The organism is Psychrobacter sp. CMS30 (assembly GCF_904846565.1).
Taxonomy (GTDB): domain Bacteria; phylum Pseudomonadota; class Gammaproteobacteria; order Pseudomonadales; family Moraxellaceae; genus Psychrobacter; species Psychrobacter maritimus.
Map to the genome: position 1 here is coordinate 130,251 of NZ_CAJHBF010000003.1, position 12,555 is coordinate 142,805.

The following is a 12,555-nucleotide window of genomic DNA, read 5'->3' on the forward strand; positions in this document are numbered from 1 at the left end:
AAATAATATTATTCAAATTATCTAATGGGTTGCTCTTTGGCTGTTGTTACTTGTGGTTTTATAAAGACAACCCAACAAGAATTTGCGGCGGTGTATTCTAGCAGTTTTCTAGCAGATGCTCATAAAGAACCTGCATAAATTTCGCCTAGTAAGCTTAGACGATAAAAAATGGGCGAAATTTCAATAAAAATCAGTAACATTTCGTGGTGGTACTCAATCGTTAGGCTGTTTATGATAAAGCGGTTAGTGATAATAAACTGTTAGTAATAATTAATGCCAACAATAAAAATAACCCATTAGGAGAACCCAATGAGTATCGACCTTAAAACGGCCAAACAAGAACTATTAAAACTCAAGGAAGAATATGAGACTCGTATCAATAAAATCGAGGATCATATCCAAAACCCACAAGATGACCTCAATGAACATTGGGAAGATCAAGCCATCTCTTATCGTCAAAACGATATGCGCACAAATTTAATGGGCGAAGCACGTCAAAGTTTAGTCTATGTTGAAAACGCCCTAAGCCGTATTGAAAACGGTACTTACGGTGAATGTGAAGTATGCGGCGAGAAAATTGAAGAACAACGCTTAAAAGCATTACCTTACGCGACTCTCTGTATGGAACACGCTGAATAACACTTCACTGTTATGTTAACTTTATCGTTTATACCGCAGGCGCACGCCAAGTATCGAGCGCCTGCTGCCATTGCTGACAACGCGCAGCGATTTGCTGCACAGGCAAGTCCATAATATCCCCAACAACCGCCACATAAGCAATCGGCAAACCTGCCAGCTCAACGATATTTTCTGCGCTTAAGCCTCCAATCACACATATATCAACCCCTTGCTGACAGCCATCAATAAGCTCTTGGCGTGAGATAATATTGGCATTGGGCTTGGTATTTGAGGCAAAAGCCGCCCCCATCGCCGCATAGCTTGCGCCCTCTTTTTTGGCTTCTTTGACTAAATCTACATCACCATGACAAGTACGACCAATAATCTGTTTGGGCGCAAGTTGACGTTTGGCATCATTAATATCGCCATCTTGCTGACCTAAATGCACCCCAACACCAAGTTTTTCGGCAAGTTTTATATCATCATTAATGACCACTGGGACATCATAATTTTTTGCCAAACGGACTATTTGCAGCGCTTCATCATAGAGTTTTGCGGCGCCATCAGGCAGCTGTAAAGTCTTTTTACGGCGGATTTGCAATAGCGCTATCAACCCTGTCACGAATGCTGCTTCTAGTTTGGCATATAAAACCGCAAACTCATCATCATTGGTGAGTAAGTATAGTTTGGGAGCTCGCGTAACAGCCGATGCTTGAGTCATATGATTTTTCCTAAAAGACGCCCTAAATTCAACACAATAAAAAGGCTGTTATATCGCATAACAGCCTTTTTTATAAATCCTAAAACAGCAAGCTTACACCGTACGGCGAGTCGCCAAGCTGTTTAGAATGTTTTTAGCATCGCCCCAACGCGTCGCTGAGCTGTTCGCGCCTAAAATCACAATAATTGCAGGGCGATTATTAACGCGAGTTTCCATCACCACACAACGACCAGCTTCATTGATAAAGCCTGTTTTTGAGATACCAATCGGATAGCTACCATCACGCACTAAGCTGCTGGTGTTATTGGCTTTATAAGTACGGTTGCCGCTTGAAAAGTTAGAGACATAGAAGTCGTAGCTTTTGGTGGTCGAAAAACGACGAATGACATCGTAATTACCAGCAGCACGCACCATTTTTACCAAATCATTTGACGAAGCAACGTTACGCTTATCAAGACCCGTTGGATCACCGAAGAAAGCAGTAGTCATACCCAAGTCTTGTGCTTTGCGATTCATCGCACGGATAAAGGCACTATAACCGCCTGGATAATTACGCGCTAGACTTTTTGCCGCAGGATTTTCTGATTTCATTAATGCCATCAGTAACATCTCAGCACGGTTTAAACGGTCGCCCGACTTAAGGTTTGAGCTGGCGCGTTTAGGACCGACGAAATCTTCTGGGTCAAGGGTAAGCTCTTCACGCATGTCGAGCCCAGCATCTAAAACCACCATCGCCGTCATGACTTTGGTGATACTGGCCATTGGACGGGCAATATCAGCGTCTTTTTCGTAGATAGATTCGCCCGTTTCAGCATCGATGACCGCAACACTGCGCGAATCGGTGCTGATTGGAATCATACTACTGCTACCAAAGCTGCCACGATAGGTGGTGTTATAGCTGTTGGCGTTAGTCGTATTGTTAAAGCTGTTATTACTATTACCAAACGTGCGGGTATTGGTAATATTGGTGGTACCGTGACCGCTATCTACTTTTTTAATCGCCGAGCCGCTATTACTATTATTGGCTTTATACATGATGCTGCGAGCTTCAGACAGGCTATCGGCACCGCCCCAGCTCACACGAGCGCTAGACTCTGAGCTAGAACCACCATTAATTGTAAGTGCGGCTTGTGCAACACTGCCCAAACTCAATGAAATCAGAGCAGCGATTAATTGCTGTTTGGTTAATGGTAGTTGCTTCATTATGCCTCCTGCTGCCGCGCTGCCATTAGTTAGAGAGTCAGTTACATACTCACTAACAGCAACCACGTACGTAGCGTTTATGGATGTGTTTGTAGATACTCACATAGAGTTTTTGTATTTTTAGTGTATCATGGTTTGCATTTAAGTTTAATCTACTAAATCAATTAGATGTCATTTTTTAGCCACATTCAAACTTTACTACATTTACTTTATATTACAGCAATATTTATTAACACTGGCGCAATATAGCCTTACATTTAGGCTTATAACCTCTTAATTGCAAAGTTAATATTAAACTATGACGCATAATATCAGTGTCTTTGTTAATTGATATACTTATAGTAGCGAATTTTTAGAGTATTTCAATAAATCAATACAATAAATTAATTCAATAAAGCACCCAAAGTAAGACACGCTAAGCAGCTTAACATTAGCAGTGCGCCCTTTATTCTGACAGATAGAAAAGAGTATAACTATGATTCGAGTATTAGTAGTAGATGATCATGATTTGGTGCGGATGGGCATTAGCCGTATGTTGGCAGATAGTGCCGATATCGAAGTCGTCGGCGAGGCAGATAGCGGCGATATGGCGATTAAAATGGCAAAACAGCTACGCCCTGATGTGATATTACTTGATGTTAATATGCCCAATATTGGCGGTCTTGAAGCCACCAAACGCTTGGTTCAGCTGGGTATGGGCATCAAAATATTGGCCGTCAGCAGTATGTCAGCGCAGCCTTATCCTTCGATGCTCATCAAAGCGGGCGTTAATGGTTATATTACCAAAGGTACGCCGCTTGATGAGATGATACGCGCGGTGAAAAAAATCTATCAAGGTGGGCGCTATTTTAGCCAAGACGTCGCCGAGCAATTAGCGGACGTACTCCTATCAGATAACGCCAGCTCGCCTTTTGACTTATTAAGTGACCGCGAAAAACAAGTCGCTATGATGGTAGTCAACTGCCAAAGTCCGCAGCAAATCGCTGATCAGTTGTTTGTCAGTGTAAAAACCATCAACACTTATCGCTATCGCATTTATGAAAAAGTCGGCGTCGATAGCGATGTGAAATTGACCCACCTAGCCATTCGTCATGGTCTTATTCAACCGTAAATTACTAAGCATAAATTACTAAGCATAAGCTACTAAGTTTAGTAAGTACCTCTCCTTCTATTACGCTCAACTTATAAAGGCTTTAGAGCCAGTGAAAACTTTAAAGCCTATGAAACCTTCCAAGCCTGTGACATCGTCAAAATCTAAGCAACATGAGCAGCATAAGAAATCTGCTCCTAGCGTTATAACCGCTATCACGGATTATTTGCAGCGCGACGATATCTTGCCGTTGCCGCAGCTGCGCAGATTAGGTTTGATCTATAGCAGCTATCGCTTTATTCTCAGCCTATTTTCTATGCTGATGGTTTATATCACGGCTCGCTCTAGCGATGGCTCATCATTACCAAGCTTTTTGCAGCAAACCGCACTCAGCTTTTATGTCCTGCTGAGCCTGATTTTACTCGGTTTATTTTATGTGGTGACCAAGCATCTGCGGCGACAGCTGGCTTTTGGCTTAGTAGTAGATGTCATCATTTTAAGCTTATTACTTTATACCGCTGGCGCGCCCGATTTGCAGTTGACCATGCTATATATGGTGGTGGTCGCCGCCAGCTTTATGCTCTTACATAGCTCGCAAGCGCTTATTATTACTTTGCTTGCGATTATCTTTGTTATCTATCAGCAGTTTTTTTATGCCATTGCCAACAGTATGAGTTTGGCAAATTTGGGTGACGCGCTATTAATGTCAGCCAGTTTTTTAGCAGTTGGTGGTTTAAGTTGGTCAATCTCACAGCGTTTGGTCCAGCTTGAAAAAGTAGCAGCAAGCCACGCAAAAGAAGTCGAACGCTTAAATGTCATTAATCAAGAAGTCATCACGCAAATGGTCAATGGCGTTATCGTCATTGACTCTAAGCATGTTGTGCTGGCAAACCTTGCCGCCCATCAGCTGCTCAGTATTCCAAACCCTTCCCCGCTAGTGATAACAGAAGCGATCGATATCAGTCAGATGCTAAAAACCCCAAGCGAGACGGCGAAAAAAACGTCACACTATAATGAAAATCAACCTCTATCTGATTTTCAGCAGCAGCTGCGCGCCCAACATCTGCAATTACTCGAAGCCTGCTTATCGGTAGAAGCTGGGCAATCTCGCACTTTTATTTATGAGTTACCAGCCGTTGCCAATGCTTCAGTCGTCGGTAAGCTGCGTGTCGAGATTATCCCTTTAAAAGATGACAGCAAGCTAATCATATTAGAAGATTTACGCCGTGAACAAGCCAGCGCGCAGCAATTAAAATTGTCCTCTCTAGGACAGCTGACCGCTAGTATTGCCCATGAAATAAGAAATCCTTTAGCAGCAATCTCCCAAGCCAGCCAATTATTAATAGAAGATATCGAAGAAAGTCAGACAGCAGATAACGACACAAGTACCAATGACAAGATGGCTGGCAACCATGAGCTTTATAAAATGATATTTACGCAGACCAAGCGCGTCAATCGTATTATTGAAGATGTCTTAAAGCTGTCTCGTCAGCAGATTGCCAACCAGCAAATGATTGTCCTTGCGGATTGGATGCCAACATTTTTAGACAATTACTTTCAAGGTCACGATGTTTTTTTACGCAGCCATACGCAGCCGACAATCTCATTTGACACGCACCAGTTAGAACAAATTCTTATCAATTTAATTAACAATGGTTTACGTCATAGCAGCTATTCTAACCCTCATGCCATTGTGGAAATCGAGATTTATTGTGCTGATAACGATGTTATAATTGATGTGTTGGATGATGGTACAGGCGTTAGTGATGTGGATTTAACCCATTTGTTTAATCCGTTTTTTACCACCGATAAAGCTGGCACAGGTTTGGGATTATACTTATCGCAAGCATTTTGTGAGGCCAACCATGCCCGCCTGCTTTATATTCCGGAACATAAAAAAACCTGCTTCCGTTTGATTGCCCCTGCCATCCAGCATGACGTCGATGAAAGTACAGATGAAAGCATATAGGAAGCGTTTGCCTAATAATTGGAAACCTATAAATGTCTCATAAACGCTACTATTTATGCACTATAAACCTTGATAATTATGCACTATAAACTTTGATACGATGATTTTTTAATACCTTTTTAACACCCTTGTAGTACTTGAAGACAATGAAGTACTTGAAAACAATGAGATGATGTATGACCACAACCGCGCTAGTCGTTGATGACGAAGTAGATTTATGCCGCTTGATGCAAATCACGTTGACCAAGATGGGCATCAAAAGTGATGTGGCCTATACTTTGTCGCAAGCCAAAGCCTATTGGCAAGAAAATGACTATGATTTTTGTCTAACCGATTTAAAATTACCTGACGGTTCAGGATTAGAGTTGGTTAAGCACATTAGCGGCAGCTCAACGACGCCCATTGCAGTGATTACGGCACACGGCAGTATGGATTTGGCGATTGAAGCGTTAAAGTTAGGCGCTTTTGATTTCGTGAATAAACCGCTTGAGCTGCCTCGTTTGCGTCAATTGGTTGAAAGCGCCCTCAAGGTTATTCATCAAGACAATGTGTCCAAGTCGACGCCTGAGCGTTCACCTGAGCAGCAAATGCTCGATAGCCGCTTGATCGGCGATTCTGCTGTCATGCATCCGCTAAAAAATACCATTTTAAAATTAGCGCGCTCACAAGCACCGGTTTTTTTATCAGGGGCTTCAGGTACAGGTAAAGAAGTGGTGGCGCGCTTGATTCATGACTTAAGCCCGCGCCGCGATGGTAGCTTTGTGCCGGTCAACTGCGGCGCAATACCGTCAGAGCTGATGGAGTCGGAATTTTTTGGTCATAAAAAAGGCAGCTTTACCGGCGCTGTCGCCGATAAGCAAGGATTGTTTCAACAAGCCAATGGCGGCACCCTATTTTTAGATGAGGTCGCCGACTTGCCACTAGCGATGCAAGTTAAATTACTGCGGGCTATTCAAGAGAAAACCGTGCGCGCAATCGGTGATACCAAAGAAGTACCGGTCGATATTCGTATTTTATCGGCGACCCATAAGGATTTAAATCAGCTGGTACAGGCGGGTAATTTTCGCCAAGATTTGTATTATCGTATTAATGTGATTGAGCTTAAACTGCCAACGCTCAACGCGCGGCGTGATGATATCCCTGTATTAGCCAAGCACTTTTTGGCACTTATCACCGATGAATGGCAATTAGAATCGCCGCCAACACTGACTGATAACGCTTGCGCGCGCCTGCAAGATCATGACTTTGCTGGTAACGTTCGTGAGTTGCGTAACGTCCTTGAGCGCGCGGTAACCTTGGCAGAAACATCGACTATCGAGGCCAGTCATTTAGGTCTACCTGATGTTGATAGCCACCAAGAAGTAGTTACATCTGCAAGTCAAAATATCAGTACCAATAAAGCAAGCATCTCGAACGCCTCTGTTTCAAATAAAAGTGAAAGCTCGGTAGCTGACTCAATACAAGATAATGCCATAAAAAGTAAGGTACAAACAGACAGCACGCAACAAGCAAAAGCTAATATACATCCTTATCGAACCACCACTCAGCATTATCCTTCCATGAATACAAGCCCAGCGAGTACGCGCTCAGCAGAAAATGCCGAAAAACTTGCTGATAAATCGGTGGCTAGTAGTTTAGATGCGTCAATAAACAATCAAGTTGATGAGCAAGACAGTCTAAGTAAGTCCGTGCATAAAGAAGATATTACCGCTGGTCAACTACCTGCCCAAGGCTTAGAGCATTATCTACAAGAACAAGAAAGACGGCTTATCATTACCGCGCTTAAGCAAACCAACTGGAATAAAACCCAAGCGGCCGAACTATTGGGTACGACCTTTCGCTCTTTGCGTTATCGCATGACCAAGCTAGAGATTGCCGAAGATCAATCTGAATCGTAAATAATAGCGACTGTTAAAGCGATGCCTTGATTTAAACTCTACTTAAATTAACGTTTGTCTTTAGCAGTCGGTTTATCAATCACATGGTCGATGACAGTATTGTTTTGAGTGACTTTCTTTTTAATCGCTTCGTCTTTAATAGACTTATCTTGCTTAGCACCGCTGTCTGCCTGTGCCTTACGTACAAAGCGAATCCCCGAAGGCAGTGCTTGCTGTCTGAGTAAATCAAGCGCCTGTTGCTCCCATGTGCTCTCATTACCCAACAACGTCACATCAGGCTCTACCCCAACCCCATCTATCTTTTTACCCAATGCGGTCATATAGTTGGCAACCGTCAGCTTGACCGCCTGCTCATCATTGAGCGGGATAACGGACTGTACTGAGCCTTTGCCATAACTGACCTCGCCCAAAATTGTGGCGCGCTTCTGCGCTTGCAAACTGCTGGCTAATACCTCGGCGGCAGATGCTGAATAACGGTTTTGCAAAACCACGACGGGCAACGCTTCTAATAACGCGGCACCTTGCGTCGATAGCGTGCGCGAGTCACTTTGACGACCTTTTACTTGTACCACATCGGTATCGGTCATAAACAAGCTAGCAACGCTTACGGCTGACGCCAATACGCCGCCGGGATTATCGCGCATATCTAATAACACTCCGGTGACGGGCGCATCTAAATCAATCAAACTTTGTAGTAATTTCTCACGGCTGTTGACATTAAACCCTACCCTGACATTGAGCTTCGATTTTGAAAGGCGGGCAATCTAATAATCGCCATACCATCAACAAGCCGTGTCTCAATAATCTGCGGATGATTGTTATTACGCTGTAAAGTCGTGGTATGTTTACGGCGACCTGCTTTTGACGTCACCACATCCACTTGCGTACCAGCAATCCCTGTCAAGAGTTGCTCGATATCATTACTTTCTTCCTCTTCACCAAGCTTAAACTCATCGACTTGATGCAAATAATCGCCAACAGCAATGCCCTTTTTATCAGCAGGTGAACCATCAATTACCTCCGTAATCACCCAATAACCTTCTTTTGGCTGATATTGCACTTTGATACCGATATCACCGACATCTCCTTCAGTAAAAGCGCGCAAATTCTCATACGCCTCTGCATCCAAAAACTCAGCATGACTATCAAGCTTGGTCAACATGCCACTCATGGCATTGTTAAATAACTCTTCATCCTTCACGGCGTCAACATATTCACGGCGTACCAAATCAACGACAGCAACAAAGGTTTTTAGGGTTTCAGGCGAAATGGCATTTAATGACACCTGCGCCACTTCATCGGGAATATCAGTATTAATGGCATCCGAGCCATTATCCAATGCACTCTCATCAGCGACAGCATCTATTGAGTCATCAACCTGATCGGCTGATTCGAGCATATCTGCAATATCTGAAAAATCGTCCGCACCGTTGTCCAATGGCACATCGTCTGCATTAAGACTGATTAATTGCAAACTTGAAGTAGGGTTTTTATTATTATTGATTTTACCGTTATTATTGATAGCCGCTTGAGCAGGCATTATCACAAAGCTTAAACCCAGTAAGCTTGTGAGAATAGCTGGCCTTAATACCTGTGAGCTAATAGATTTAAAGCCGAAAGATTGAGAGTTCATAAACCGAGCGCTCATAAATAATGTCATCATTGGGTTTTCCAATCTTTTAAACATCAATAAGGATAAAGAGCTAATAGGACGCATAAAAGAAACCCCTTAAAAAAGTTGGCTTGGTTATTTTGGTTTGGTTATTATTTTTATAATTTTGTTAGATGTATCAGATTATTATATGGTTATTTATGATTATAGGGTGATGAATAAATTATAGAGTTATTAACCAACAATGTCCGTTAAAATAACACCAAGCGCCTACCTTAAACTAGGATAGTATTGCAAATAACTTAGGCAAAATGTATCGGCCAAAATGCATTAAAGACAAAGCAACAGAAAATATCGGAAAAAGCACATAAAAAAAGAGAAGGATAATAAATATCCTTCCCTCTTTTAAAATGCTTAGCTGTAAGCTGTTAAAGCCTTACTATTAAGCATTAGCGATTAAGCATTAGCCTTAAACATTAATACTACGTGACCGTATTATGATGCTGGAACCAATAAATTTTCACCGGTCATCTCATCTGGCTGCTCAATATCCATTAACGCCAAAATAGTTGGCGCAATATCACTCAGCTTACCGCCACTACGTACTGTTACTGACTGCTCACCAATATAAATCAATGGCACGTGTTCGGTGGTATGCTGCGTATGTACCTGCCCGCTTTCATAATCTTGCATCTGCTCACAGTTACCATGGTCAGCCGTGATAAGCATATTACCGCCAGCTGCTCGTACCGCGGTCTCTACGCGACCAATACAGACATCTAACGCCTCTACCGCTTTAACTGCCGCGTCAAAGATACCTGTATGCCCTACCATATCGCCATTGGCATAGTTAACCACCAACACATCATATTTACCAGACTCAATGGCAGCCACCAATTCATCCGTCACTTCAGGGGCGCTCATTTCTGGCTTTAAATCATAAGTGGCAACATCGGGAGATGGCACTAAAATACGCGTCTCGCCTTTATATTCTTCTTCACGGCCGCCACTAAAGAAAAACGTCACATGCGCATACTTTTCAGTTTCAGCGATACGTAACTGGGTTTTACCTTTATTCTGCAAATACTCGCCAAGCGTATTGGTCAATGAGGTTGGATAATAAGCAATGCTGGTTTTTGGATTGGCTGCTAAAACATCAGAATATTTCGTCAACATCACAAAAGCGGCAAGCCTTGGCTGTTTATGACGGGCAAAGCCTGAGAACTCATGGTCTGGTAGCACGAATGCTTGCGCAAGCTCACGGGCACGGTCAGCGCGGAAGTTCATAAAAATAAGCGCATCATTATCATCGACGGTATATGGCACTTCATCGCGACCAATGACAATGGTTGGATTAATAAACTCATCAGTTTCACGTGCTTTGTACGCCGCTTGTACCGCGCCATCTGCACGCGTCGCTAAGCGATCGGCTTTACCTTCGGTAATAAGCTCATAGGCTTTTTGCACGCGATCCCAACGATTGTCACGATCCATCGCATAGTAGCGCCCGATGATACTGGCAATCTGTACGCGACCACCTTCGTAATGGGCGTTGAGTTTCCCAATATGCTCCCGTAAGCGATTGATATACTTGTCAGCAGATTTTGGCGGCGTATCACGGCCGTCTAGAAAACAATGGACAAAGACATTTTTGGCACCGTGTACCAACGCTGAATGGCACATTGCTTCGATATGGTCTTGATGTGAGTGGACGCCACCATCTGACAACAATCCCATAATATGCACGTTTCCGCCAAGCTCGTTTGCTGCTTTCACCGCATTGACCAAGGCTTCGTTTTTATAAAACTCACGATTGGCCACTTCACTTGAGATACGGGTTGAGTCTTGATACAGCACGCGGCCCGCGCCCAAATTCATATGGCCAACTTCTGAGTTACCAAACTGTCCGTCTGGCAAACCGACATCTTCTCCGGAAGCAGATATCAATCCATGCGGATATTGCTGATAAATTTTATCCAAGTTTGGCATATCGGCGGCAGCAATCGCATTATCCTTGTCGTCTTCACGATGCCCAAAACCATCTAATATCATTAAGACATGCGGCACTTTTTTATTTTGCTCGCTATCCTGCTTATTATTGAGCTGGGCCTGACTATCGTCGATAAATTCTGATTGTTGCTGGTTATGGGTCATGGATTACCGCTCCTCAAGTGAATGAACGCCTATAATGCTATATTAGGATGTTTAAAGCCCTCTATATTACCACACATCTCCAAATAGCTGAAAAATCGCCCCTTTAAGCCCGTAATTAAAGGTTTTGAGCGTTTTTATTGGCTAGAAAAAGTGCTTAAAACTCGACAACAATAATGCTAAGACCTTAACCTACGTAGTAATCTGTAAATCGTACTTGCAATCACTCAAACCATTGGTTAAGATAATTATATTCTGAAGTGTTGGCTAGTAGATGTTTATTCCCTGAGCCGATAATGCTTTACCAGGATGTGGTACCTATTGCTTCATTGTGTATGCCTGCACCGCTTGCGGTGTCTCAGGAAACCTGCAGAGGCAGTGACGCATCCGCCCTGAACTTCACGGTTCATGGGTCACCATCTTGCGGCGGCACTTCGGTTGTTTCATTCAGTTATTAACTATTTTATTAATAAATATTACCTTTATAAAAAATAGTTTTAACGCTCAAAAAGCCCCTTTTGTCATTGACGAAAGGAGCTTTTTTTATGTCTTATTATCTACCTATTTATTAATGAATGAACTATTCATCATTGGCAGATTTGGTGATTTTTTTCACATCTTTCGGAATGGTTTTGGCCGTACCATCAACGGTGGTATGCTGTTTAAACACATCGCCGAATGGGTTTTGCTGTTGCTGACCAAATGGGTTTTGGTTATTCATACCACCTGCACCGCCAAATGGGTTTTGACCACCCATGCCGCCAGCACCGCCAAATGGGTTTTGTCCGCCGCCCATCTGTTTCGCCATCATCTCCATCATTTTTTGCTGATTGTTCATGACGTAGTTATTAGCAAAGTCTTTCAGCTTTTTCTGCACTGGCGGCAATATCACCAATAATGCCAATAAATCACTCAGCACACCCGGAATCAGCAGCAAAATACCAGCAGCTGCCATGGCGACACTTTTAATCATGGTTGATTCTTGCGGACGCATCGCAGGATTCATCATACCGCCCGCTTTCATCTGCTGTGCCATTGGATTGAGTGCTGCCATCCCTTTACGCATCAGTGAGATACCGATGACGGCGGCGATTATAAACCACATAAACACCCACCAACCGCTCATAAATTGAGCAAGCAAATACCACAGTAGCATCTCGATAATAAACCAAACGATGGCAATACCAACTATCTGACCCATAAAGTGTCGTCCTATAAGATAAAATCTAAAAAATTGAGCGCCATGCAAATTAAAATGGCTAACATATGATGTATATGGGGATTGATTGCTAT

At 43.1% G+C, this 12,555-nt stretch carries 10 protein-coding genes and 1 other RNA gene; 5 read left to right on the forward strand and 6 right to left on the reverse strand.

Going from position 1 to position 12,555, the window contains the following annotated elements; genetic code table 11:
* Nucleotides 1-309: 309 nt before the first annotated feature.
* Nucleotides 310-639: a TraR/DksA C4-type zinc finger protein gene (locus tag JMX94_RS02630; protein WP_201562941.1), complete on the forward strand. Its 330-nt coding sequence runs from the start codon at nt 310-312 to the stop codon at nt 637-639.
* Between the two features lie 28 nt (nt 640-667).
* On the opposite strand, the gene JMX94_RS02635 is transcribed toward JMX94_RS02630, so the two are convergent.
* Complete coding sequence (locus JMX94_RS02635) at nt 668-1,339, reverse strand: thiamine phosphate synthase (RefSeq protein ID WP_201562943.1); 672 nt, start codon at nt 1,337-1,339, stop codon at nt 668-670.
* Between the two features lie 93 nt (nt 1,340-1,432).
* Nucleotides 1,433-2,542 (reverse strand): serine hydrolase, encoded by a 1,110-nt coding sequence (locus tag JMX94_RS02640; protein WP_201562945.1) that lies wholly within the window; start codon nt 2,540-2,542, stop codon nt 1,433-1,435.
* A 475-nt stretch (nt 2,543-3,017) separates the two neighbouring features.
* Between JMX94_RS02640 and JMX94_RS02645 the strand changes: the two genes are divergently transcribed.
* The 3 genes from JMX94_RS02645 (at nt 3,018) to JMX94_RS02655 (ending at nt 7,499) form a co-directional block, all read left to right on the forward strand.
* On the forward strand, nt 3,018-3,653 hold the full coding sequence (locus tag JMX94_RS02645; RefSeq protein WP_201562947.1) for a response regulator: 636 nt from the start codon (nt 3,018-3,020) through the stop codon (nt 3,651-3,653).
* Between the two features lie 109 nt (nt 3,654-3,762).
* Nucleotides 3,763-5,601, forward strand: coding sequence for a PAS domain-containing sensor histidine kinase (locus JMX94_RS02650; RefSeq protein ID WP_201562949.1), 1,839 nt, complete (start codon nt 3,763-3,765; stop codon nt 5,599-5,601).
* Nucleotides 5,602-5,777: 176 nt separating this feature from the next.
* On the forward strand, nt 5,778-7,499 hold the full coding sequence (locus JMX94_RS02655; RefSeq protein ID WP_201562951.1) for a sigma-54 dependent transcriptional regulator: 1,722 nt from the start codon (nt 5,778-5,780) through the stop codon (nt 7,497-7,499).
* A 47-nt stretch (nt 7,500-7,546) separates the two neighbouring features.
* Here JMX94_RS02655 and JMX94_RS13240 read toward each other — a convergent pair whose 3' ends face one another.
* The 3 genes from JMX94_RS13240 to gpmI all read right to left on the reverse strand — a co-directional run bounded on the left by JMX94_RS13240 (nt 7,547) and on the right by gpmI (nt 11,265).
* Nucleotides 7,547-8,185, reverse strand: coding sequence for a S41 family peptidase (locus JMX94_RS13240; protein WP_265088923.1), 639 nt, complete (start codon nt 8,183-8,185; stop codon nt 7,547-7,549).
* Between the two features lie 38 nt (nt 8,186-8,223).
* Nucleotides 8,224-9,132: a S41 family peptidase gene (locus JMX94_RS13245; protein WP_227673479.1), complete on the reverse strand. Its 909-nt coding sequence runs from the start codon at nt 9,130-9,132 to the stop codon at nt 8,224-8,226.
* A gap of 474 nt (nt 9,133-9,606) precedes the next feature.
* Nucleotides 9,607-11,265 carry a 2,3-bisphosphoglycerate-independent phosphoglycerate mutase gene (gpmI, locus tag JMX94_RS02665; protein WP_201562953.1) on the reverse strand — a complete coding sequence of 553 codons (1,659 nt, stop codon included), beginning with the start codon at nt 11,263-11,265 and terminating at the stop codon, nt 9,607-9,609.
* A gap of 246 nt (nt 11,266-11,511) precedes the next feature.
* Here gpmI and ssrS point away from each other — a divergent pair.
* Nucleotides 11,512-11,707: non-coding RNA, 6S RNA (gene ssrS, locus JMX94_RS02670), on the forward strand.
* A 135-nt stretch (nt 11,708-11,842) separates the two neighbouring features.
* On the opposite strand, the gene JMX94_RS02675 is transcribed toward ssrS, so the two are convergent.
* Entirely contained in the window at nt 11,843-12,463 is a 621-nt protein-coding gene (locus JMX94_RS02675; protein WP_201562955.1) for an FxsA family protein, read from the reverse strand.
* Nucleotides 12,464-12,555 lie beyond the last annotated feature (92 nt).